This is a genomic window from Dechloromonas sp. ZY10 (assembly GCF_041378895.1).
Lineage (GTDB): Bacteria > Pseudomonadota > Gammaproteobacteria > Burkholderiales > Rhodocyclaceae > Azonexus > Azonexus aquae.
The window spans coordinates 1,806,133-1,827,828 of record NZ_CP144212.1; the positions used below are offsets into that span (position 1 = coordinate 1,806,133).

General features: G+C 62.3%; 20 protein-coding genes. 13 read left to right on the forward strand and 7 right to left on the reverse strand.

The window, feature by feature from the left end:
• The first annotated feature begins 1 nt into the window (after window position 1).
• The 3 genes from mnmC (at window position 2) to VX159_RS08280 (ending at window position 4,200) form a co-directional block, all read left to right on the forward strand.
• Window positions 2–1,978 (forward strand): bifunctional tRNA (5-methylaminomethyl-2-thiouridine)(34)-methyltransferase MnmD/FAD-dependent 5-carboxymethylaminomethyl-2-thiouridine(34) oxidoreductase MnmC, encoded by a 1,977-nt coding sequence (gene mnmC, locus VX159_RS08270; RefSeq protein ID WP_371322414.1) that lies wholly within the window; start codon window positions 2–4, stop codon window positions 1,976–1,978.
• Window positions 1,979–2,072: 94 nt separating this feature from the next.
• Window positions 2,073–2,840 carry a glycine zipper 2TM domain-containing protein gene (locus tag VX159_RS08275; protein ID WP_371322415.1) on the forward strand — a complete coding sequence of 256 codons (768 nt, stop codon included), beginning with the start codon at window positions 2,073–2,075 and terminating at the stop codon, window positions 2,838–2,840.
• An 88-nt stretch (window positions 2,841–2,928) separates the two neighbouring features.
• Window positions 2,929–4,200, forward strand: coding sequence for an O-acetylhomoserine aminocarboxypropyltransferase/cysteine synthase family protein (locus VX159_RS08280; protein ID WP_371322416.1), 1,272 nt, complete (start codon window positions 2,929–2,931; stop codon window positions 4,198–4,200).
• 82 nt (window positions 4,201–4,282) lie between these two features.
• Here VX159_RS08280 and VX159_RS08285 read toward each other — a convergent pair whose 3' ends face one another.
• Window positions 4,283–5,539, reverse strand: coding sequence for a threonine/serine exporter family protein (locus VX159_RS08285; protein ID WP_371322417.1), 1,257 nt, complete (start codon window positions 5,537–5,539; stop codon window positions 4,283–4,285).
• Window positions 5,532–5,822, reverse strand: a complete 291-nt coding sequence (locus VX159_RS08290; protein ID WP_371322418.1) for a hypothetical protein — start codon at window positions 5,820–5,822, stop codon at window positions 5,532–5,534. Before VX159_RS08290 ends, VX159_RS08285 begins: the two co-directional genes overlap by 8 nt.
• A gap of 201 nt (window positions 5,823–6,023) precedes the next feature.
• On the opposite strand from VX159_RS08290, the gene VX159_RS08295 reads away from it, so the two are divergent.
• From VX159_RS08295 to VX159_RS08305, 3 genes are all read left to right on the forward strand, one after another.
• Window positions 6,024–6,431 carry an FKBP-type peptidyl-prolyl cis-trans isomerase gene (locus VX159_RS08295; RefSeq protein ID WP_371322419.1) on the forward strand — a complete coding sequence of 136 codons (408 nt, stop codon included), beginning with the start codon at window positions 6,024–6,026 and terminating at the stop codon, window positions 6,429–6,431.
• 212 nt (window positions 6,432–6,643) lie between these two features.
• Complete coding sequence (locus VX159_RS08300; protein ID WP_371322420.1) at window positions 6,644–7,639, forward strand: helix-turn-helix transcriptional regulator; 996 nt, start codon at window positions 6,644–6,646, stop codon at window positions 7,637–7,639.
• Between the two features lie 99 nt (window positions 7,640–7,738).
• On the forward strand, window positions 7,739–9,373 hold the full coding sequence (locus tag VX159_RS08305) for a methyl-accepting chemotaxis protein (protein WP_371322421.1): 1,635 nt from the start codon (window positions 7,739–7,741) through the stop codon (window positions 9,371–9,373).
• 86 nt (window positions 9,374–9,459) lie between these two features.
• Here VX159_RS08305 and VX159_RS08310 read toward each other — a convergent pair whose 3' ends face one another.
• Window positions 9,460–9,828 (reverse strand): hypothetical protein, encoded by a 369-nt coding sequence (locus VX159_RS08310; RefSeq protein ID WP_371322422.1) that lies wholly within the window; start codon window positions 9,826–9,828, stop codon window positions 9,460–9,462.
• 202 nt (window positions 9,829–10,030) lie between these two features.
• Here VX159_RS08310 and VX159_RS08315 point away from each other — a divergent pair, with 202 nt between their 5' ends.
• Window positions 10,031–10,297 carry a hypothetical protein gene (locus VX159_RS08315; protein ID WP_371322423.1) on the forward strand — a complete coding sequence of 89 codons (267 nt, stop codon included), beginning with the start codon at window positions 10,031–10,033 and terminating at the stop codon, window positions 10,295–10,297.
• Between the two features lie 15 nt (window positions 10,298–10,312).
• On the opposite strand, the gene VX159_RS08320 is transcribed toward VX159_RS08315, so the two are convergent.
• Complete coding sequence (locus VX159_RS08320) at window positions 10,313–11,236, reverse strand: DMT family transporter (protein WP_371322424.1); 924 nt, start codon at window positions 11,234–11,236, stop codon at window positions 10,313–10,315.
• Window positions 11,237–11,397: 161 nt separating this feature from the next.
• Here VX159_RS08320 and VX159_RS08325 point away from each other — a divergent pair, with 161 nt between their 5' ends.
• The 3 genes from VX159_RS08325 to VX159_RS08335 all read left to right on the forward strand — a co-directional run bounded on the left by VX159_RS08325 (window position 11,398) and on the right by VX159_RS08335 (window position 13,401).
• The gene (locus VX159_RS08325) at window positions 11,398–12,237 is read left to right on the forward strand and encodes a helix-turn-helix domain-containing protein (protein ID WP_371322425.1); all 840 of its coding nucleotides are present in this window, start codon (window positions 11,398–11,400) and stop codon (window positions 12,235–12,237) included.
• Window positions 12,238–12,802: 565 nt separating this feature from the next.
• Window positions 12,803–13,075 carry a type II toxin-antitoxin system Phd/YefM family antitoxin gene (locus VX159_RS08330; protein WP_371322426.1) on the forward strand — a complete coding sequence of 91 codons (273 nt, stop codon included), beginning with the start codon at window positions 12,803–12,805 and terminating at the stop codon, window positions 13,073–13,075.
• On the forward strand, window positions 13,072–13,401 hold the full coding sequence (locus tag VX159_RS08335; protein WP_371322427.1) for a type II toxin-antitoxin system RelE/ParE family toxin: 330 nt from the start codon (window positions 13,072–13,074) through the stop codon (window positions 13,399–13,401). Before VX159_RS08330 ends, VX159_RS08335 begins: the two co-directional genes overlap by 4 nt.
• Before the next feature lie 43 nt (window positions 13,402–13,444).
• Here VX159_RS08335 and VX159_RS08340 read toward each other — a convergent pair whose 3' ends face one another.
• The 3 genes from VX159_RS08340 to VX159_RS08350 all read right to left on the reverse strand — a co-directional run bounded on the left by VX159_RS08340 (window position 13,445) and on the right by VX159_RS08350 (window position 18,491).
• Window positions 13,445–15,211, reverse strand: a complete 1,767-nt coding sequence (locus VX159_RS08340; RefSeq protein ID WP_371322428.1) for an AAA family ATPase — start codon at window positions 15,209–15,211, stop codon at window positions 13,445–13,447.
• Between the two features lie 105 nt (window positions 15,212–15,316).
• A complete protein-coding gene (gene ppsA, locus VX159_RS08345) occupies window positions 15,317–17,692 on the reverse strand; it encodes a phosphoenolpyruvate synthase (protein ID WP_371322429.1) in 2,376 nt (791 codons plus the stop codon).
• A gap of 31 nt (window positions 17,693–17,723) precedes the next feature.
• The gene (locus VX159_RS08350) at window positions 17,724–18,491 is read right to left on the reverse strand and encodes an FCD domain-containing protein (RefSeq protein ID WP_371322430.1); all 768 of its coding nucleotides are present in this window, start codon (window positions 18,489–18,491) and stop codon (window positions 17,724–17,726) included.
• Window positions 18,492–18,763: 272 nt separating this feature from the next.
• Here VX159_RS08350 and VX159_RS08355 point away from each other — a divergent pair, with 272 nt between their 5' ends.
• The 3 genes from VX159_RS08355 to VX159_RS08365 are packed head-to-tail and all read left to right on the forward strand — an operon-like array spanning window position 18,764 to window position 21,695.
• Window positions 18,764–19,579 (forward strand): (Fe-S)-binding protein, encoded by an 816-nt coding sequence (locus VX159_RS08355; protein ID WP_371322431.1) that lies wholly within the window; start codon window positions 18,764–18,766, stop codon window positions 19,577–19,579.
• Window positions 19,576–20,247: a lactate utilization protein C gene (locus VX159_RS08360; RefSeq protein ID WP_371322432.1), complete on the forward strand. Its 672-nt coding sequence runs from the start codon at window positions 19,576–19,578 to the stop codon at window positions 20,245–20,247. Before VX159_RS08355 ends, VX159_RS08360 begins: the two co-directional genes overlap by 4 nt.
• Entirely contained in the window at window positions 20,244–21,695 is a 1,452-nt protein-coding gene (locus VX159_RS08365; protein WP_371322433.1) for a LutB/LldF family L-lactate oxidation iron-sulfur protein, read from the forward strand. The genes VX159_RS08360 and VX159_RS08365 overlap by 4 nt, the downstream gene beginning before the upstream one ends.
• The last annotated feature ends 1 nt before the right edge of the window (window position 21,696 follow it).

Below are 21,696 nucleotides of genomic sequence, written 5' to 3' on the forward strand. Positions count from 1 at the left end.
GATGAACGACGCTTCGCAGTTCGCCCCGGCCCGGCTCGAATTCGCTGCCGACGGCACCCCCTGGTCGGCGGCCTACGGCGACGTATACCACTCGACCCACGGCGGCCCGGAACAGGCCCGCCATGTCTTTCTAGCCGGCAATGACCTGCCTGAACGCTGGCACGGCCGCCACCGCTTCGTCGTACTCGAAACCGGCTTCGGCCTCGGGCTCAATTTTCTCGCCACCTGGGAAGCCTGGCGCAACGATGCGCAGGGTTGCCGACGGCTGCACTTCGTTTCCTTCGAAAAACACCCCTTTCCGGCCGCCGACCTGGCCCGGGCTCAAGCCGCCTGGCCCGAGTTCGGCACCCTGGCGGCCAGGCTGCAGGCAGCCTGGCCGCCGCTGACGGCGGGTATCCACCGGCTGCACTTCAGCGAGGCCGATGGCCGGCAACTGATCCTGACCCTGGTCTTCGGCGATGCCACACGCAGCTTGCGCACGGTCGACGCCAGCGTCGATGCCTTTTTCCTAGATGGTTTTTCGCCGGCAAAAAATCCCGAACTGTGGACGCCGGACCTCTGTCAGGCACTGGCTCGCCTCGCGGCACCCGCTGCGACGCTGGCCACCTGGTCGGTCGCCGGCCATGTTCGGCAAGCCTTGGCCGACGCCGAATTCGCCCTGGAAAAGCGCCCCGGCTTTGCCGGCAAGCGACAGATGCTGGTCGGCCGCTTTCGCTCGCGCCGCCCGGATCGCCATGCCCCGCCGCAGGACCGCCGGGCGATCGTGCTCGGCGCCGGCATTGCCGGCAGCACCAGCGCCCACGCGCTAGCCCGCGCCGGCTGGCAGGTTACGGTCATCGACGCCGCTGCGGCGCCCGGCTGCGGTGCCTCCAGCAACCTGGCTGGCGTCCTGCGCCCCTTGCCGAGTGCCGACGACAACCGCCTGTCGCGCCTGACCCGTGCCGGCTACCTGGCCACCCGCGCCTTGCTGCAGGAACTGCCGGAGGCCCGCTGGGACGCCTGCGGCGTGCTCCACCTGGGCCGCGAGGCGATCCACGAAGCCCAGCAGAAACGCACCGTCGAGCAACTCGGCTGGCCGCCGGAAATACTGCAATACCTCGACGCCGTCGCCGCTTCAGAACGTCTCGGCCACCCGGTCAGCACTGGCGGCTGGTGGTTCCCGCAAGGCGGCTGGGTACAACCGCCGTCGCTCTGCCGCGCCGCCTTGCAAGCCGGTGGCGAACACATCGCTTTTTTGCCGAATACCACGGTCGACCGTGTCGAACAGCAAAAAAGCGCCGACGGCACGCCCTTGTGGCAGGCGCTGGCAGCCGACGGCAGCCTGCTTGCCGAAGCCCCGGTCCTGATCGTCGCCAACGGTGCCGCCGCCACCCAACTGGCACCGCTGGCCTGGCTGCCACAAAAGGCCGCGCGCGGTCAGGTCAGCCATTTGCCGGCTGCCAAACTGGCCGGCGGCGGCCTGCCGCACGTCGTCTGCAAGCTAGGCTACGTGGCGCCGGCGGTCGATGGGCTGGTCCTGGCGGGCGCCACGCTGCAGCCAGGTGATCCGGATAGCGCCGAGCGCGTCGCCGATCACCGCGAAAACCTCGCCCGGCTGGAATTGATGCTGCCCGGCTTTGCCGCTGGCGAGGCTGGCCCGCTGGCGGCGGAAACGCTGCACGGCCGGGTCGGCTTCCGCCCGATGTCGCCCGACCGCCTGCCGATGGTCGGCCCGGTTCCCGATGTCGCCGCCGTGCGCCCCAACCAGCGCCTGCCGGCACAACCGAAACTGCCCGGCCTGTGGTGCGTGCTCGGCTTCGGCGCCCGCGGCATCGTCTGGTCGGCGCTGATGGCCGACCTGCTGCTTTCCCGTCTCGAAGGCGAACCGCTACCCCTTGAAAGCGACCTGGTCGACGCCTGCGACCCCGGCCGCTTCCTGCTCCCCCGGCGACCGGGCAAAAACGCTGCCGACGCCCGCGAGCCAGTTCACGGTGAGTAAGCAAACGTAAGGCTTTGTTTCCGCCGTCGCCGCCGGGCGCCGATGGCGCGTTATCCGCAGCATGATCGACACCGACCTGCCCAGGATAAATGCCATGAACACCCCGCTGCGCCCCATCCTTCGTAAAACCCACCCGATGCTGCTGGTCGCCGCCGGCGCGGTGACGCTCGCCAGCCTGACCGCAACCGCCACTTTGCTTGGCTGGTTACCGGCCAGCCATGCAACCACCGCTCAGAGCCTGGCGGCCGCTGCGCCGCCGGCCTCGTTGGCGAATGCCCTGCCAATCACCGCCGGCAGCCCGCCGGCCACCTCGCCCACGCTGGCGCTTCCGGCAGCAACGACTGCTGCGCCAGCGGCGAGCGCCCCCCCGCCGGCCAAACCGCACAAGCCGGCCAGCACAGCCAAGGTGAGCGCCAAATCGGCGGCCACAAGCCCGCCGCCGGCCTCCGAAAACACGCTGGCTCCGGCTGCTGCCTCGACCCTCCCGCCCGACGTGCTGCGCAGCACCGCCCCACCCGCACCGCCGCCCTGCGCCAATTGCGGCGAGGTCGAGTCGATGCGCGAACTGGCCCGCCCCGGCGAAGGCAGCGGCCTCGGCGCGGTTGGCGGCGCGGTTGCCGGCGGCCTGCTCGGCAACCAGATCGGCCGAGGTAAGGGCAACCAGCTGGCGACCCTGCTCGGCGTCGTCGGTGGCGCCTTCGCCGGCCACCAGGTTGAAAAGAATGCCCGTGCCGAACGCGATACCGAGGTGACCGTCCGCCTTGACGATGGCAGCACCCGCAGCATCGTCCATGACGGCGCCCCGGTCTGGCGCCGTGGCGACCGGGTCCGGGTGGTCAACGGCCAGCTGCAGTCGCTCTGATCTCCCCAAGCACCGCCCCGGTCCCGGCCGGGGCGGCTTCCTGCTAGACTCTCGGCTTCCACCACTACAAGAACAGCGAGACTCAAGCATGAAGATCGAAACCTTGGCCGTGCATGGCGGCTACAGCCCGGACCCGACCACCAAGGCAGTCGCCGTCCCGGTTTACCAGACCGCTTCCTACGCTTTCGACAGCACCCAGCACGGTGCCGACCTGTTCGACCTCAAGGTCGCCGGCAACATCTACACCCGGATCATGAACCCGACCCAGGACGTGCTGGAAAAGCGCGTCGCCGCCATGGAAGGCGGCATTGCCGCGCTGGCCGTGGCCTCGGGCATGGCTGCGATCACCTACGCGATCCAGACGATCTGCGAAGCCGGTGACAACTTCGTCTCCGCCTCGACCCTCTACGGCGGCACCTACAACCTGTTCGCCCACACCTTCCCGCAGTACGGCATCGAAGTCCGCTTTGCCGACTACCGCGATCCGGAAGCCTTCGAAAAGCTGATCGACAGCCGCACCAAGGCCATCTACTGCGAATCGGTCGGCAACCCGCTGGGCAACATCACCGACTTCGAAAAGCTCGCTGAACTCGCGCACAAGCACGGTCTGCCGCTGATCGTCGACAACACCGTGCCCTCGCCCTACCTGTGCCGTCCCTTCGAGCACGGCGCCGACATCGTGGTGCACTCGCTGACCAAGTACCTCGGCGGCCACGGCAATTCCATCGGTGGCATCATCGTCGATAGCGGCAAGTTCCCGTGGGCCGAGCACAAGGCCCGCTTCAAGCGCTTGAACGAGCCGGATGTCTCCTACCACGGCGTGGTGTACACCGAAGCCCTCGGCCCCGCTGCCTTCATCGGCCGCGCCCGCGTCGTGCCGCTGCGCAACATGGGCGCCGCGATCAGCCCGATGAACGCCTTCCTGATCCTGCAAGGCATCGAGACCCTGGCCCTGCGCATGGACCGCACCTGCGATAACACCACCGCGATTGCCAAGTTCCTGAAGAACCATCCCAAGGTCAGCTGGGTCAATTACGCCGGCCTCGAGGATCACAAGGATTTCCCGCTGGTGCAGAAGTACATGGGCGGCCGCGCTTCCGGCATCCTGAACTTCGGCGTCAAGGGCGGCCGCGACGGCGGCGCCCGCTTCCAGGACGCCTTGCAACTGGTCACCCGCCTGGTCAATATCGGTGACTGCAAGTCGCTGGCCTGCCACCCGGCCTCGACCACGCACCGTCAGCTGTCGCCGGAAGAACTGGTCAAGGCCGGCGTCTCCGAAGACATGATCCGCCTGTCGGTCGGTATCGAGCACATCGACGACTTGATCGCCGATCTCGACCAGGCGCTCAACGCTGCCTGATCCGGTAGGCGCAAGCAACAACGGGCAGCCTCGGCTGCCCGTTTTTCGTTCACTGCGGCAGCGCCGCCTGGGGTCTGGCGCCCTACTCCGAACCTTCGGCCTGACGGCCGAGCAGCGGCAGCAGGTTGTCGGCGAGCAGCAGGCCAACCGCGAGCAAGGCGCCGGTCAGCAGCATGTCGGTGAGCAGGCCGATACCGGCCAGGCTGTCGTGCCCGATCAGCGCGTGCAGGCCGCGAAAGCCCATGCTCCCGGGAACCAGCGTGATCAGGCCGGGAATCTGCACCAGCACCGCCGGCCGACCACTGAGCCGGGCATAGACGTGGCCGGCAGCAGCCACACAAAAGGACGCGGCAAAGGCGGCGAAGATCTCGCCCAGCGCGGCGCCAAAAAAGCTGTAGGCGGCCCAGGCGAGCAGGCAACCGCCGACCGAAACTGGCAGCGCCGACCACGGCGCCTGCACCACCGCCAGCAAGGACACGCCGAGCACCGCGACTGCCGGCCAGATCGCCCAGCCGGGCAAAACCTCGACCGGCAGGCTGGCCGCCGCCGGCCACAGCGCGACGGTCAAGGTGCTGCCGATCGCCAGTCCGGCGCCCATCAGGAACAGCAGGATCAGCGCCCCGACCAGCCGCCCGGTGCCGGCCAGATAGTTCTGCGTCGCCAGTTCCGACATCGCGACCGTTAGCGTGAACCCAGGCAGCAGCAGCGCCACGCCGGCCACCGCAGCGATCAGTGGCGAAGCCAGCGGCAATCCATGCGCCAGCCCCTGGGCCAGGATTGCCGCCAGCGCGCAGAGCAGCACCGGCACCGCCGGCGCCAGCCGCGGCACTCGCCCGCACAGCCGATGGAGACTGACGAAAACAGCGCCGATCAGGCCGCCGCAAAGGATTTCGCCAAGGCCGCCCCGCAGCAGGGCCGCCAGCGAAGCCGACAGCAGAAAGCCGAGGGCGGCGAAGCGCCAGCCACACCAGGGTGGCGGCGCCGCCATGATCGAGGCAAGGCGCTGGCGATAGCGCAGCAAATCCGTGGTCCCGCTAACTTCCCGACACAAGGCCTGCAGTTCGATCAGGCGCGCCATGTTGTAGTCATAGGCTGGCAGCCGCAGCATTTCGGTTTTCTGTGCTCCGGCCTGATCGTGTACGGTGAGCGCCAGGAAGGTCAGGACGGCATAGGCCTCGGCTTGCAGACCAAGCTGCCGCCCAACCTGTTGCAGCCACTGCTCCAGTTCATGGGCTGCGGCCCCGCTCTGATGCAGGGCCAGCCCGAGTTCGCGCAGAAAACTGGCCGGTTCGGCCAGCGCCGCCCCGGATGTGGTGGTCGGCCAGTGCCGCTCAGGCACGTTGCGGCCCCGCACCGGCAGCCCCCAGCCACTCCCCCGGAAAGTTCACCGGCTGCAGATTTTCAGCCACTTCGCGGGCAGCCGGTGAGGCCGCCAGCAAGTCTGCGAAAGGCGCAGGAGAAAAGAGGGTAAACAGTTTCTGCAACAGTGTTGCGCAGGCCTGGTAATACTCGGGGTCGAGACGGACATTGACGGCTCCTGCATCGCAGGCATCGAGATAAGCAGCGGCTATGGTCGCACTCTCTTCAAAAGACTTGCTGCAGGTGGCGGTCAGGGTTTTCATGCGGGCTTCTTTCGTGGTGGGTATGGGCCAAAAACGGCCACTACGGCCGGCCCCGACGGGACGGCAAGCGTCAACTCGATGACACCAAAGCAAAGCTCGTGCCTTGCTTCATGGTGTCACGCCAGCCTGTTACCCGTGGCTCGGGCTTGCCTCTGTCCCGACTTCGGGTTAGCTTGCGCCGCCTGACTCTTGGAGAAACCAATGCCATTCCTTCGCCCCAGCCTGCTTGCCACCCTGCTCTTTGCCGCTGCCGGTAGCCTTTTTGCCGCCCCGGCGGAAAAAACTGCCTCCGGCCTGATCTACGAATCGCTCAAGGACGGCCAGGGCGCGCAGCCCACGCCGCAATCGACCGTCGAGGTGCACTATCGCGGCACGCTGGCCAACGGCAGCGAATTCGACAGCTCTTACAAGCGCGGCCAGTCGACCAGTTTTCCGCTCAACCGGGTGATTCCCTGCTGGACCGAAGGAGTTGCCAAAATGCGCGAAGGTGGCAAGGCCAAACTTACCTGCCCGCCGGAAATCGCCTACGGCAGCCGTGGTGCCGGCAACGTGATTCCCCCCAATGCGACACTGACCTTTGAGGTTGAACTGCTTAAAGTAGTCCGCTGAACCCGGCAGCAAAAATGCCGATTTTTACGGTCGACCGTAAAAATCGGCATTTTTTTCCAAATCAACACTTTTGCAACTTGCTGCGGTTGCCGGAACCTACGCGAAATCGCATTTTTCCATGCCGGAACCCCATCGCCAGTGAAGCCGTCGTCACGCCCCGTATAATTAAAAATTAAAAACCACGAGTCGCCCTTCACCGCGACGGCGTAGCGATGAAGCAAATCCGTATCCACTGGCTGATCGACAGCAACTGCCAAAGCTCGCACATCCAAAATGCCCCGGAGCTGGCAACGGTCCGGGTTGTCCCAAGCAGCCAGGGGGCGCTGCTCGATTCGTTCAACGAATCAGCCTGCCTGGAGCCCGGGGTATTCATCTTTCACGCCAGAGTGATTTTTCGCCAGCCTGAACCCGGCGTCTGGACGCAAATAGGCGAATTTGCTTCCGAACTGGAAGAAGAGGCCTTGATGATCCGCTCGATTGAACGTGGGCGGTGTCTGCAAAGGGAGCGTTTTCCCGAAATCACTGTCGCTTGCGAGCCGGGGACCGATCTTTTTCGCTACGCCGACCGCTTTTCCTTCGTTGCCTCCTGCGACGCCGGCGGCGATGTCGACAGCACCAGCCTCTGCCTGTATCGCAGCCGCCTGCACGAATTGCTGGGCAGCGATCACAGCCAGGCCTTGTTGCAGGCGCTACAGCTGCAACAAACCCCGGCACTGCACGCCCATCCAATGCCGCGCCATGTCTCGTTGCCACTGCGCCAGGCAATGCACAACCCTTATCGCGGGCGGATGCGCCAATTGGCGGCCCAAGCCAAGGTCCTCGAATATTTGTGCGCCTTGAGCACCCATCTGCTCGACAACCGCAAGCCGCTGCCGGAGAAATGCCTGAGCCGCTCCGTTGTGCGCGACCTCCATCACAAACTGCTCGGCCTCGACGGTAAAGTGCCGCCACTCGCGGAAATTGCTCGCGAATACGATATTTCGGCACGAACCCTCAACGAGCAATTCAAGAAGGAGTTCGGTCTTTCGATTATTGCCTTTGTCACCGATTACCGCCTGCGAGCCGCCCACGCGGCGCTCAGCCATAGCCGGGTTGCAATCAAGACTCTGGCCGCCCGCCTCGGCTACGCGCATGCCAACCACTTTACTGCCGCATTTACCCGTAAATTCGGCTATCCTCCAGGCAAGTTGCGCCGAATTTCACACTAAAAAGCAAACACGCCAAACCGGGCAGGAAGCACCTTCCCGCCGCCACTCAGGCAGCCCGAAAACAAACCGCTGCCGTTGCCAAAAAAGGGAGAATTCATCATGCACCGACTCAAGCTGCAACATAAATTGATCCTGATTGTCGTCGCCGCGATGATCGGCATGTTGCTGATCGCCTTCCTCGGCGCCGTCAATGCCCGCAGCACGCTGCAGGCCAGCAACCGGGAACAGATTCGCCATGGGGTCCAGGGGATTTACCACATCGTCGCGCACTACCATGCCCTGGAAACCAGCGGCGAGCTCAGCCGGGCCGAAGCCCAGAAGCTGGCCGCCGCCGCAATCCGCAATGCGCGTTACGGCGGAGCCGACGGCAAGACCGAGTATTACTATGCCTGGACCGGCGAAGGCGTCGGAGTGGCCCACATCAAGCGCGAGTTCGAAGGCCAGAACATGATGGACAAGCTGAAGAACGCTCAGGGCCAGGCCACCCTGCCGCCCATCATCGGTGCGGTTGCCAATCAGCCGGAAGCCTTCCTTGAAACCACCTTCACCCGCCCGGGCGGCAACGAACAGGTGCCTAAACTGCTGTTCCTGATGAAGTTTGCCCCGTGGAACTGGGTGATCGGCAGCGGCATCTACCTCGACAACGAAGCCCAGGTCTTCCGCGAAAAACTGGTCAGTCAGGGCAGCATTTCGCTGATTCCGATCCTGCTGATCGGGATACTTTCCTTTGCCGTATCGCGCAGCGTGATGCAGCAGATCGGAGGCGAGCCGGCCGATGCCGTCGCGGTGATGCAGCGGGTTGCCGCCGGCGATCTCAGCCCGCAGGCCCGTAGCGCCCCGGCCGGCAGCCTGCTGGCGGCACTGGCGCAGATGACCGGCGCGCTGGCCGGGATGCTCGACGACATCCGCGAGAATGCGCGCACCCTCAACCGCAACGCGACCATCATCAGCCAGACGGCAGCCAATGTCAGCGATGCCGCTCTGCAACAATCGGAGGCCACCTCATCGATGGCCGCCGCAATCGAAGAACTGACCGCCAGTTCAGCCCACATTTCCGATAACGCGACCGATACCGAACAGTTCTCGCAGGAAGCCGTCCGCCTGGCCGGCGAAGGCACCCAACGGGCCCGCGATGCAACCGGCGCCATCCAGCAGGTGGCGCAGACAGTGACTCAGGCCTCCAGCAACATCCGCACGCTGGACGAGCGGGCCAACCAGATTTCCAGCATCGCCGGGGTGATCAAGGACATCGCCGGCCAGACCAACCTGCTCGCGCTCAACGCTGCGATTGAGGCCGCCCGTGCCGGCGAACAAGGGCGCGGTTTTGCGGTAGTTGCCGACGAAGTGCGCAAACTGGCCGAGCGGACCTCAACCGCTACCACCGAAATTGAACAGATGATCGCCAGCATCCAGCAGGAAACCGTCGATGCCGTACGCTCGATGGAAACCGCGTTGCCGGAAGTCGAGCACAGCGCCCGCCAGGCGACTTCGGCTGCCGATTCCCTGAGCGGCATCGAAAGCGGGGCCCATCAAACCCTGGAGCGCATCCGTGCGGTAGCCACCGCGACCCGCGAGCAGAGCCAGGCCTCGACCTCGATTTCGCAGCGCGTCGAGCAGATCGCCAACATGGTCGAAGGAACCAGCCACAACATGCAGGAAATGCGCGACTCGGCACGCCGTCTCGAAGCCGTTGCCAGCGAACTGGAAGGCATCGTCAACCGCTTCCGCACCTGATCTCGGCGGCCTATAAACGTCAAAGCCACGGACCCTTGCCGTGGCTTTGACGTTTTCTCTCCGCGATCAAGCCGCCGGAAGCGGGATCAGCGTGGCGCGACCAGATGCGGCTGTGCCATCACTTCGTTGCCGATCTCCTGCAGCATGGCCTGCGCTTCGTGAGCCGCTTCGCGCATTTCTTCTTCGGAGAGCGGGCGGGACAAGGCTTCAAGCTCGATCCGCTCGATATTCGGGCATTTATCGACCAGGCTGCCGAGCAGGCTGTCGACCTTCTTCGGCCCCAGCCCGAAGAGCACTTTTTCCTGCACGAACAGACGGACCAGGATGATGTCCGATTCGCCCTGCGCGGAAGCCTGCACGGCGTCGAGTTCGCGGCGCAGGTAACCGCGCAGCTTGAGCGGGGTAACCTCCGGCGGAACCTGCAGGATGGAATAGCGAAACTGGCCCTGGATCATGATGCAGCAACAAGGATGAAAGGCGGCGATTGTCGCAGAATCGCCGGTAGCAACCAAGCCGGCCGGCAATCTCGGGCTTTTTCACCGTTGCGCCGGTCGACCGTGGCGGAGGCCGACTGCAACAGAACGGTAACCTGCGGCGAACAGAATGGCGGTGGTGGTGGCTAACGGCCACCCGGCATATTCATTCCTGGAGAAAATCATGCGTCCCATCCTGACCGCCCTCCCCTTTGCCCTGGCCCTGAGTCTCGCCGCCTGCAGCAGCCAACCTCCCGCCACCCAAACCAGTAACGCGCCGGCGACCACCGCAAGCGCGGCCCCGGCAGCGACCAAAGCACCGCAGTGCTGGAACGGCGACCGGGGCCTGTTCATGGAAGTCGGCAGCACGGCGGTAATTTCAGGAGTTGAAGTCAGCTGCGAGAAGACTTCCGACGGCAAGAATGCCCAGTGGATGGGCAAGAAGCACTAAACGGACGCCACAGGCTCAACGCGCAGCGCCTGCCCGGCGCTGCCGCCACCAGCCATAACCGCTGACCACCGCCACCCCGGCCAGGACCAGCACGGTCCCGGCGACAAAGCTGGCCTCCAGCGGCTCATCCAGCAGCCAGACGCCGAAGAGCATGCCGAACAGCGGCGTCAGGAAGGAAAACACGCCTAGCCGGGACGCCAGATAACGCTTGAGCAGCCAGAACCAGGTCAGGTAGCTGAAAAAAGACACCACCACTGCCTGGAATAGCAGACTCAGCCAGGCTACCGGCGTCGAGTTGAAATGCCACTGCCCGAGCAGGCCGGCGGCGCCGATCAGCACCGCAAAGCCGCCCACCAGCTGATAAAGCAGCGTCAGCGTGGCCGGCGCCTGCGCCAGCCGCGACAGCCGTACCGCCACCGTCGTCGCCCCCCAAGCCGCACCGGCCAGCAAGGCCAGCAGATCGCCCCACAACACCCGGCTCCAGTCGGCGGGCGCCGCCTCGCCGCCACGCCCGGCAAAGGTGACCACGATGCCGACAAAGGCCAGCCCGATGCCCCCCCACTGCACCCGGCTCAGGCGCTCGGCCGGGAGTTTCCAGTGTAGGCCGAGGGCGACGAAAATCGGCGCGGTGTACAGCAACACCACCATATGCGCCGCCGAGGTAAAGCGCAGCCCCTCGCCGACCAGAACGAATTCGATCCCGAACAGGGTGCCGACCACCAGCCCCGGCCGCCACAGCGCCAGGTCGATTCGCTCGCCGCGCCAGCGCATCAGCGCCCACACCAGCAGCGCCGCCGCGCCAGAGCGCAGCGCGATCAGCATCAGCGGCGTCACATCGGGCGCTGCCATTTTCAACACCACCTGCTGCAAGCCCCAGATCAGGCAGAGCACGGTCATGATCGCGGCAGCCTTGCCGTCCAGCGCTTGTCGTGGGTCCATTGCTTGCATCCTTGTCGTCGCGGCAGGCCGGGCGCCCGCCAGGTTTTTTGCCTGTTGCCACGGTCGACCGTGAAAACCGGGATTTTCGTTGGCTCGTATTATCCGACTGACAGTTTCGCCTGATATAGTGAAAATCCGCCAAGTCATTGAGCAAAACCGCCATGTCCGCATCGACCGCCGACGCTGCTGCCATACCGCATCTCGCCGCCGGAGTGCTGGCCCGCCACCACCTGCCGGTGCCCTTTACCGACCAGCTGCCAGCGCCGATCTGGTTCCGCAGCGAGAGCATGCCGGCCGAAGCCAGCTATCCGCAACACCGCCACCCCTGGGGCGAATTCGTTTATTCGTTCAGCGGAGTTATGGAAATCAAGCTGGCCGACATGCACTACCTGGCACCGCCGCCCTACGGCATCTGGCTGCCGCCCGAGGTCGAGCATCGCGGGCTGAACCGCCACGAAGCCTGCCACTGCTCGCTCTACATCGCCGCCGAACACTGCCGGCAACTCCCGACCAGCCCCTGCGCCCTGACCGTCAGCCCGCTGCTGCGCGCCCTGCTCGAACATCTGCGCCAGCATCCGCCCGGCCTGCCGCGCAGCGAGGCTGAAAGCCGCCTGCTGCAAGTGTTGGTCGACCAGCTGGCCAGCGCCGACTGCGCCGGCAGCTACCTGCCGACCTCACGCGACCCCTTACTCGCCCCGGTCCTTTCCGCGCTCGAAGCCAACCCGGCTGACGAACGCTCGCTGCCGGAACTGGCACGCAGCGCCCATACCAGCGAACGCACCCTGCTCCGCCGCGCCCAGCGCGAACTCGGCATGTCGCTTGCCGAATGGCGGCAGCGCCTGTGCGTGGTCCGCGCCATGCCCCTGCTCGATGCCGGCAAAACCGTCGAAAGCATCGCCCTCGACCTTGGCTACGCCAGCGCCTCGGCCTTCATCGCCATGTTCCGCAAACTCACCGGCAAGACGCCGGACGAATTCAGGCGGCAGGCGGAAAACAGCTAGCCTCGAAGCCAGCGTGCCAGGCCAGCCCACACCACGATCCTGAGCCAGCCGGCGGGCAGATGGCAGGTGCCGTAAGCAAGATCGGCAATCGCGTCCCACTGCCTGATGATAAAAGACTGAACTCCCAGCCTTGCTCCTTTATCCCCAGGCTCATCGCGATCATGCGCCCTTCCACGACCTGGCTTCCCCCGCGCCCTTGAGCGGGACGCCCGCTGCCGGTGCCGCCGCAAACTCCGAGCTGGCAGACACTACGGAAACCGCCCAATAAGCCAGGAACGCCGCGAAAACCGGAAGCGCCCCCAAGCTTGTTGATTTTGACCAATACTCACGGTCGACCGTGAATATCGACTGATTTCCCGGCCTCTCTTACCACAGCCGGCTCAGATTCCGCAGGGGCGAAAGGCATATCGCAGCGGGTGACGATATCAATAGACGACACCGCTCACGTGCTTGCGGGTCAACTCGCGGTGAATGGGGCCGAAGATATTTTTGTTGACGACCCACCGCCCATTCAGCAAGGCTGAATTTGGTCTAAAATCAAACCGATTGATTCGCGGAGTACACCATGAAGCTCTCAACCCAAGTCAAACCGATCACCTACCTCAAGAGCCACGCTGCAGAAATCGCCAAAACCCTGCCAGAAAGCCGCGAACCCCTGCTGATCACGCAAAACGGCGAAGCCAGGCTGGTGGTGATGGATGTCAAAACCTATGAAGAGCAGGCAGAAACCCTGGCCATGCTCAAACTGCTCGCCCTCGGCAACAAGGAAATTGAAAGCGGGGAATTCCGCCCGGCCGCAGACGTTTTTGCCGATCTGGAGCGCGAGGACGTGGCGTGAGTTACAGCGTCGTTTTCCTCAAGGCAGCCGAACAAGACCTCAAGGAACTCAAGCAATACATCGTTCGCCACTTTGGCAACGCAACCTGGCAAGCCACCCTCGCTCAGCTCAAAACCAGCGTCCAGACCCTGCAAACCCACCCGCAGGCTGGCGGCATCCCCGACGAACTGCGCACGCTGAACCCCGGCCAGTACCGCCAAGTCCTCACCGGGATGAATCGGATAATTTACGAAATCCGCCAGGAAACCATCTACATCCACATCGTGTGCGACAGCCGGCGGGATATGCAGGGGTTATTGATGCGGCGAATGCTGCGGGGTGATTGAGCCGCGATCAAAAGCAAGCATTTTCCGATCTTTTATTGGATGATTAACGACAAGCCCGCCGAATCAAATTGACCAATTTATCAATCATTTCGCGTAGATCTAAAACATCCAGGTCAGCATCTTTGGCACAAACTGCACGCGCAACCTTGACCTTATCGACATCTTTGATCAGCTTTCCATTCGCATCGCGAAAAGGTAGCACATGGTCAAACTGCTTCTTTTTGTGTCTTTTATCAAAAGAGCGACAACATTCGCGCAACGCCTCCGTCATCAAGCACTCGCTAACGTAGTTCTCAATTTCCCGACCAGCAGTTATCCAACAGAGACCTGTGTCACTGTCAGTACGTAATTCATCAAAAATTCGCTGCTTGGTCTGATTAATCGGCTTCCCTGCCTCATCTCGGTCACTGTCAATTACAACGGCCAAATGGCGATTTAATTGACGCACGGCGATCAAGGACTGCACGTCAGTATCGCTATCCTCTTGGTCATCCGCACTCAGGTGGCTGAGTAATCGACCTCCGTAGAACATGATCGAATAATCAATCCCTTCCCGGAGTTCTGGCGCCAAGGCTTTAATCCAATGCTGGATGTAAATTCGATCCGAAGGGCCTTCGACCCAAACAACAGCATTGGCTTGAAGAATATCCGATGCTTTGTAACCAAGGTCGCGGCAAATATCGAACCTTGACGAATTATCCGTCGCCGCCGCTACCGTCGTCTGCCCATCTTTGTTGGCAACACGAAATACCGCCGCACCGGGCATATCAATAAAGCTGGCCGAGTGGGTGGCAATGAAATACTGATTATCGGTGCTTTCGTCGAGATACTGAATCAAGCGCCGCTGAAGCAACGGATGCAAATGAATTTCGGGTTCTTCAATACAAACGATCTGGCGCTCTTTCAGCGTACAAAACGTTGCCAGCATAACCACTTCATGAATCCCTGTTCCAAGTGAACTCAAGGGCAAAACTTTGTTGTCCATGTGCACCAGAATTGCATCCCGGTCATGGGGTATTTCGATGCGAGCCGAGGGATGGTCGGTAACCTTCTGCAAGAATTGATTGATACGCTCAAATTTCTCTAGCTCTTTGCGTTGCATCACGCCTGGATTCTGGAGACGAGCCAACTCGTCAATTAAGCCCCTTCCACTTAAGTCATCAAAAACTTCTCCCTTAGCAGAAATTTTACGAAAAGCTGGAACCACCGAGATTTCAATGGCATCCAATGGAGTATCATTAACAATATGATAACAAACATCTGGAAACCAATTTTCTTTGAAGCTCCCTCCTGTTTTATTGAAAAATCTTTCCCATATAATACGCCAGGCCATCAATTGCTCCTGACTTTTCTTTTGCAAATCTATATTAATCTGATTACAGTCGACTAGAGAAATTTTACAACCAATATTGCTCCGCCCAACCCATAATAAACCAGCAAAATCCAAATCACAAAAAACACTGTCAAAGCAATTGCCTAAATTAAAAACATCAAACATCTCATCATAATAAAGACGAAATCTTTCTTTGTATATCTCGACAGGCACAGCCACACCCGTTACCATTTGACTCTCATGTGCACCTAGGTAAATATCTAGTGGATCAATATTTCTATCAGCATTTACATTTTTTTTATTTAATACCAGTAAATTTAGATGACGAGCAATAAAATGTAGTAAACAGGACTTCCCCGCATTATTCGGTCCAACAAAAAAATTGAATCGCCGGAATGGTCCAATCCGCTGCAGTTTTTCACCAATACCACGATAGTTGGCCAGTGCCACACCATGCAGGAATACCAAGTCGTCCATTGTTCTGTGCCAAAAATATGCCAAGGACGAGATCATAAACAAAAAGGCCGGGATCGCTCCCGGCCTTGTTCATTTTTGACCGCTTTTCACGGTCGACCGTAAAAATCAGGCCTTTTTGTGCGTCGCCAGACGGGTCCAGGTGTCGACCACGGTGTCCGGGTTCAGGGAGATCGACGAGATGCCCTGGTCCATCAGCCATTCGGCCAGATCGGGGTGGTCGGACGGGCCTTGGCCGCAGATGCCGATGTACTTGCCGGCCTTGTTGGCGGCGGCGATGGCCATGCCGAGCAGCATTTTGACCGCCGGGTCGCGCTCGTCGAACAGGTTGGCAACCAGACCGGAGTCGCGGTCCAGGCCGAGGGTCAGCTGGGTCAGGTCGTTGGAGCCGATCGAGAAGCCGTCGAAGATCTTCAGGAAATCGTCGGCCAACAGGGCGTTGGACGGGATTTCGCACATCATGATCAGCTTCAGCTCGTTTTCGCCCTGCTTCAGGCCGTGTTCGGCCAGCAGATCGACCACCGCCTGGCCTTCGCCGACGGTGCGGACGAACGGAACCATCAACTGAACGTTGGTCAGGCCCATTTCTTCACGCACACGCTTCATGGCGCGGCATTCCATCTCGAAACAGTCGCGGAAGCTGTCGGCGATGTAACGCGAAGCGCCACGGAAGCCGAGCATCGGGTTTTCTTCTTCCGGCTCGTAGAGGTCGCCGCCGAGCAGCTTGCGGTACTCGTTGGACTTGAAGTCGGAGAGGCGAACGATCACCGGGTTCGGCCAGAAGGCGGCAGCGATGGTCGACACACCTTCCACCAGCTTTTCGACGAAGAAGTCCTTCGGCGTGGCGTAGCCGCGCGCACGGCGCTTGATTTCCTCGCGCTTGGAAGCCGGCAGGCGCTCGACGTCGAGGATGGCCTTGGGGTGGATGCCGATCACGTTGTTGATGATGAACTCGACACGGGCCAGACCCACGCCGGCGTTCGGCAGCTGGGCGAATTCGAAGGCCAGTTCCGGGTTGCCGACGTTCATCATCACCTTGACCGGCACGTCCGGCATCGCCGAGATGTCGCGGGTGGTGACTTCGTAGTCGAGGCGGCCGCGATAGACGTGGCCGGTATCGCCTTCGGTACAGCTGACGGTCACCACTTCGCCCTCGGTCAGGGTTTCGGTCGCGTCACCGCAGCCGACGATGGCCGGAATGCCCAATTCACGCGCGATGATCGCGGCGTGGCAGGTACGGCCACCCCGGTTGGTGACGATGGCGGAAGCGCGCTTCATCACCGGTTCCCAGTTCGGGTCAGTCATGTCGGCGACCAGCACGTCGCCCGGCTTGACCTGGTCCATTTCGCGCGGGTCCTTGACCACGCGCACCGGGCCGACGCCGATCTTCTGGCCGATGGCGCGGCCGGAAGCCAGCACCTTGGAGTAGGACTTGAGCTTGAACTTTTCCTGCTTGCCGGCGTGCGCCTGCGACTGCACGGTTTCCGGGCGGGCCTGCAGGATGTACAGCTTGCCGTCGACACCGTCCTTGCCCCACTCGATGTCCATCGGACGCTGGTAGTGCTTTTCGATGATCTGGGCGTAGCGGGCCAGTTCCATGACTTCTTCGTCGTTGATCGAGAACTGGTGACGCAGGGATTCTTCGACATCTTCGGTGATCGTGGACTTGCCGGCGACCTTCTCGGCGGCAAAGGTCATCTTGATCATCTTGGAGCCGAGGTTGCGGCGGACCACGGCCTTCTTGCCGGCGTCGAGCATCGGCTTGTGCACGTAGAACTCGTCCGGATTGACCGCGCCCTGAACGACGGTCTCACCCAGGCCGTAGCTGGAGGTGACGAACACGGCATCGCGGAAACCGGATTCGGTGTCGAGGGTGAACATCACGCCGGCCGCGCCCTTGTCGGAGCGGACCATGCGCTGGATACCGGCGGACAGGGCCACGTCGGCGTGCAGGAAGCCCTTGTGCACGCGGTAGGAAATGGCGCGGTCGTTGTACAGCGACGCGAACACTTCCTTGATCGCGTGCATGATGTTTTCCAGGCCGACGATGTTGAGGAAGGTTTCCTGCTGACCGGCGAAGGAAGCATCCGGCAGATCTTCGGCGGTAGCCGAGGAGCGCACGGCGAAGGACATGTCGGCGTTCGATTCGGCCACCAGGCGCTGGTACTGCTCGGTGATGGCGATGGTCAATTCCATCGGGAACGGGGTATCAAGCACCCACTGACGGATCTCGGCACCGGTCTTGACCAGGGCATTGACGTCTTCGACATCCAGCGCGTCGAGCGCGGCGTTGATCTTGGCGTCCAGGCCGGACTGGGCCAGGAAGATGCGGTAGGCGTGGGCAGTGGTGGCAAAGCCGCCCGGCACGCGTACACCGGTATCGGCCAGCTGGGAGATCATTTCGCCCAGCGAAGCATTCTTGCCGCCGACTTGCTCGACGTCCGTCATGCGCAGTTTTTCAAAGGGGATGACCAGGGCTTCCATCACGGGGTCCTTTCAGGGGTGAAATTAAAAGTCAGGAAGAGTGAAAATCGCTGCCGAGCCGACGTTCTGCCGTCTCGCGGCGAGCCACCGAACGCAGGGTTTGCGCCAGGGTCTCGCGGACAAAATCGATATGGGTTTCGGCGGCGCTGCGCGCGGCCTGCGGTTTCTTGTCACGCACCGCCTCGTAAATTGCCGTGTGCTGCGCAATCAGCAGCCGGCTGGCGGCCGGCACGCTTTTCAGTTCGCCGAGGTTGAGGCGGATGTTGTCGTTCATCAGGCGCAGCAAGGCGCCGGACAAATGGCCGATCAGTACATTGTGCGCGGCGTCGCCGATGGCTTGGTGAAAGGCAATATCAGCTTCGGAACGTTGATCGGTATCGTCGGATTCGAAGGTCGCCTGCAAGGCGGCAAAACTCTGTCCCAGGCGTTGCAGGTCGGCATCGGTGGCACGCTCGGCCGCCCATTCGGCGGCCTGCCCTTCGAGCATGCGGCGGAATTCGAGCATGTCTTCGCGCAAATTCGGATGGCCCACCATCATGTCGGCCCAAGGGTCGGAAAAGCTGGTTTCCAGCGCATCGGTGACGAAAGTGCCACCGCCCTGGCGGCTTTGCAACATGCCCTTCGACGCCAGTTTCTGGATTGCCTCGCGCAAACTGGGCCGCGACACCCCCAGTTCGACCGCCAATTCGCGCTCGGCGGGCAGGCGATCTCCCGGCCGCAACGAGCCTTCAAGAATGCGCCGCTCCAGTGTCGAAGCGATGGCATCGGAGATACGGGGAACCTGCAGTTTGCCGGGCATAATTAAATTGGTAAGACCACATTGATTGGTAAGACCAGGCCATTCTAGCCAGCGTTTTGCGAAAGTGCAAGCGTGGGGTTTTCCCTGATCTAAGCCTTGAATTCATTGACGAAGCCGTTACATTCCCGTACATTTCATCCTCAGAGAACAAGTGGTCTGACCATTTTACCTAAAGCAAACCAGACCCTTTTTTCAGTGAGCTTGCTCCCGATCACGCCACTGCCATACTGATCAGGACGGCCGCCCACCGCCGCCACACCATCGGAGACAACATGACCACTCCTTCTTCGCCTGCGACTGCACCGCGTCCGCGCGACGTCTATTTCTTCGCGACCTGCGTCGTCGACCAGTTCTTCCCGGGAGCCGGGATGGATGCCATCACCCTGCTTGAACGCGAAGGCATCCGCGTGCATTTCCCCGCTGACCAGACCTGCTGCGGCCAACCCGCCTATACCAGCGGTTTTGCCGACGAAGCACGCAAGGTTGCCGCGCACCAGCTGACGCTGTTCCCCGAAGACTGGCCGGTCGTCGTACCCTCTGGCTCCTGCGCCGGGATGATGAAGCACCACTATCCGACGCTGTTTGCCGCCGACCCGGCACGCAAAGCCGAGGCCGAAAAGCTGTCGGCGCGCGTTTATGAACTGACCCAGTTCCTGGTCGAAATCCTTGATTTCAAGCCGCAGGACTGCGGCAGCGACTGCACGGTGGTCTTGCATACCTCGTGCTCGGCCCGCCGCGAAATGGGGGTACACCTGACCGGCAAACAACTGCTCGCCGGCCTGAAAAACGTCCACATCGCCCAACAGGACCACGAATCCGAGTGCTGCGGCTTTGGCGGCACCTTCTCCGTGAAGCAACCGGAAATCTCCAGCGCAATGGTCGAAGACAAGGTCAAATCGCTCAAGGCAACCGGCGCCGAGCGCGTGGTCAGCGCCGACTGCGGCTGCCTGATGAACATCCTCGGCCATGCTGCCTGGAAAGACCTGCAGGAAGGCCGCAAGGAACCTTCGCTGCCCGGCGAACATATCGCCAGCTTCCTGCTGCGCCGCAGCGGCGGTCAGCCGGCTGAACTGGAGAGCCAACAATGAGCGCCCGTGACCGAATCCTCGCCAAATTACGTGCTGCGGCACCGTCGACCGTGAATGCGACACCGCAGGTTGGCGACTGGTACGCCCAGCATCGCCCCGTTGAAGATGCGGCCACCAAGGCGCAGCGTTTCCGCCATTTCATCGAACTGGCGCATGCCGAAGTACACACCGTCAATCGCGGCAACTGGATCCAGAAACTGTGGGAAGTATTGGCCACCAAGGAACTGCGCCGCCTGTTACTGGCACCTGAAAGCGAGCACGGCGCCCGCGCTTTCGAAGCGCTGACCGAACTGGGCGTTGAGTGCACCGCTTACCACCAGCCGATTGAGCAAGGCAAGGACGTGATGTTCCGCCATATTCCGGCCAGCCTGACCGGTGCCCGCGCCGCGATTGCCGAAACCGGCACCTTGATCCTGTGGCCGGACGCGCACGAACCGCGCTTGATGTCGCTGGTGCCGCCGGTGCATATCGTGCTGCTCGACGCGAGCAAGATTTACAACACCTTCTTTGAGGCAATGACCAGCGAAGGCTGGAACAACGGTTTGCCGACCAACGCCCTGCTGATTTCCGGCCCGTCCAAAACCGCCGACATCCAGCAGACGCTGGCCTACGGCGCGCACGGCCCGAAGGAGTTGGTCGTCCTGTTGCTGGAGGAGTCCGCACCATGAGCCAGAGCCACGAACACACCCTGCACTTCCGCCCGGCCGACGGTTTTCGCGAGCGGGCCGGCGAAGTGGTCGCCAATCCGTTCCTGCGCCAGAGTTTCCGTGGCGCGATGGATTTCCTGATGCAGAAGCGCGCGGCGCAGTTCCCCAATCCGGAGGAACTGGAAAGCCTGCGCAGCCTCGGCGAGCAGATCCGCCAGTACAACCTGAGCAAACTGCCCGACCTGCTCGAACAGCTGGAAGCCAACCTGACCCGTAACGGCATCCAGGTACACTGGGCGGAAACGCCGGAGGAAGCCAACGCGATCATCCTCGGCATCTGCCACCAGCACTCGGCCAAGCTGATGGTCAAAGGCAAGTCGATGGTCAGCGAGGAAATCGAGCTCAACCACGCTGCCGAAGCGGCCGGGATCGAAGCGCTGGAATCCGACATGGGCGAATACATCGTCCAGCTGGCGCATGAAAAGCCGTCGCACATCATCATGCCGGCGATCCACAAGACCAAGGAACAGATCGCCCAACTCTTTGCCGAGAACGTCCCCGGCGTCGAGTACACCGACAACGTCGATGCGCTGATCCAGATCGGCCGCCAGGTCCTGCGCGAAAAATTCGAAATCGCCGACATCGGCCTCTCCGGCGTCAATTTCGCCGTCGCCGAAACCGGCACCCTGTGCCTGGTCGAAAACGAAGGCAACGGCCGGATGTGCACCACCGCGCCGCCGGTGCATATTGCGATTACCGGCATCGAGAAGATCGTCGAAAAGCTGGAGCATGTGCCGCCGCTGTACTCGCTGCTGACCCGCTCGGCGACCGGCCAGAACATCTCGACCTACTTCAACATGATCTCCGGGCCGCGCCAGCCGGGCGAGAAGGACGGGCCGCAAGAGGTGCATTTGGTCCTGCTCGACAACGGCCGCAGCCAGGCCTACGCCGACGAACAGCTGCGCAAGACGCTGCAATGCATCCGCTGTGGCGCCTGCATGAACCACTGCCCGGTCTATGCGCGGATCGGCGGCCACGCCTACGGCACGACCTACCCCGGCCCGATCGGCAAGATCATCTCGCCGCACCTGCTCGGGCTCGAAGCCACTGCCGGCCTGACCACCGCTTCGTCGCTGTGCGGCGCTTGCGGCGAGGTCTGCCCGGTCAAGATTCCGATCCCGGAATTGCTGATCCGCCTGCGCGAAGAATCGTTCTCCGAACCGCAAGCGAACTTGGGTAAAACGCCGGCCATGCGCGGCCAGGGCGCCGGCTATTCACCGCTGATCTCGGCAATCTGGCGCGCCTGGGCCACGGTCTACGCTTCGCCGGCCTTGTATCGCGGCGTCTCCTGGCTGGGTAGCCGTCTGCGCTGGCTGGTACCGCGCCGGCAAGGCGGCTGGACCCGCGTCCGTACCCCGTTGCAACCGGCGCCCAAGCGCCTGCGCGACCTGTTGCAGGACCGTAACTAAA

What these genes read in the sequence shown, in the direction of transcription:
- mnmC (WP_371322414.1), top strand. Translation starts at nt 2, where the DNA reads ATGAACGACGCTTCGCAGTTCGCCCCGGCCCGGCTCGAATTCGCTGCC.
- VX159_RS08275 (WP_371322415.1), top strand. Translation starts at nt 2,073, where the DNA reads ATGAACACCCCGCTGCGCCCCATCCTTCGTAAAACCCACCCGATGCTG.
- VX159_RS08280 (WP_371322416.1), top strand. Translation starts at nt 2,929, where the DNA reads ATGAAGATCGAAACCTTGGCCGTGCATGGCGGCTACAGCCCGGACCCG.
- VX159_RS08290 (WP_371322418.1), bottom strand. Translation starts at nt 5,822, where the DNA reads ATGAAAACCCTGACCGCCACCTGCAGCAAGTCTTTTGAAGAGAGTGCG.
- VX159_RS08295 (WP_371322419.1), top strand. Translation starts at nt 6,024, where the DNA reads ATGCCATTCCTTCGCCCCAGCCTGCTTGCCACCCTGCTCTTTGCCGCT.
- VX159_RS08300 (WP_371322420.1), top strand. Translation starts at nt 6,644, where the DNA reads ATGAAGCAAATCCGTATCCACTGGCTGATCGACAGCAACTGCCAAAGC.
- VX159_RS08305 (WP_371322421.1), top strand. Translation starts at nt 7,739, where the DNA reads ATGCACCGACTCAAGCTGCAACATAAATTGATCCTGATTGTCGTCGCC.
- VX159_RS08310 (WP_371322422.1), bottom strand. Translation starts at nt 9,828, where the DNA reads ATGATCCAGGGCCAGTTTCGCTATTCCATCCTGCAGGTTCCGCCGGAG.
- VX159_RS08315 (WP_371322423.1), top strand. Translation starts at nt 10,031, where the DNA reads ATGCGTCCCATCCTGACCGCCCTCCCCTTTGCCCTGGCCCTGAGTCTC.
- VX159_RS08320 (WP_371322424.1), bottom strand. Translation starts at nt 11,236, where the DNA reads ATGGACCCACGACAAGCGCTGGACGGCAAGGCTGCCGCGATCATGACC.
- VX159_RS08325 (WP_371322425.1), top strand. Translation starts at nt 11,398, where the DNA reads ATGTCCGCATCGACCGCCGACGCTGCTGCCATACCGCATCTCGCCGCC.
- VX159_RS08330 (WP_371322426.1), top strand. Translation starts at nt 12,803, where the DNA reads ATGAAGCTCTCAACCCAAGTCAAACCGATCACCTACCTCAAGAGCCAC.
- VX159_RS08340 (WP_371322428.1), bottom strand. Translation starts at nt 15,211, where the DNA reads ATGGACGACTTGGTATTCCTGCATGGTGTGGCACTGGCCAACTATCGT.
- ppsA (WP_371322429.1), bottom strand. Translation starts at nt 17,692, where the DNA reads ATGGAAGCCCTGGTCATCCCCTTTGAAAAACTGCGCATGACGGACGTC.
- VX159_RS08350 (WP_371322430.1), bottom strand. Translation starts at nt 18,491, where the DNA reads ATGCCCGGCAAACTGCAGGTTCCCCGTATCTCCGATGCCATCGCTTCG.
- VX159_RS08355 (WP_371322431.1), top strand. Translation starts at nt 18,764, where the DNA reads ATGACCACTCCTTCTTCGCCTGCGACTGCACCGCGTCCGCGCGACGTC.
- VX159_RS08360 (WP_371322432.1), top strand. Translation starts at nt 19,576, where the DNA reads ATGAGCGCCCGTGACCGAATCCTCGCCAAATTACGTGCTGCGGCACCG.
- VX159_RS08365 (WP_371322433.1), top strand. Translation starts at nt 20,244, where the DNA reads ATGAGCCAGAGCCACGAACACACCCTGCACTTCCGCCCGGCCGACGGT.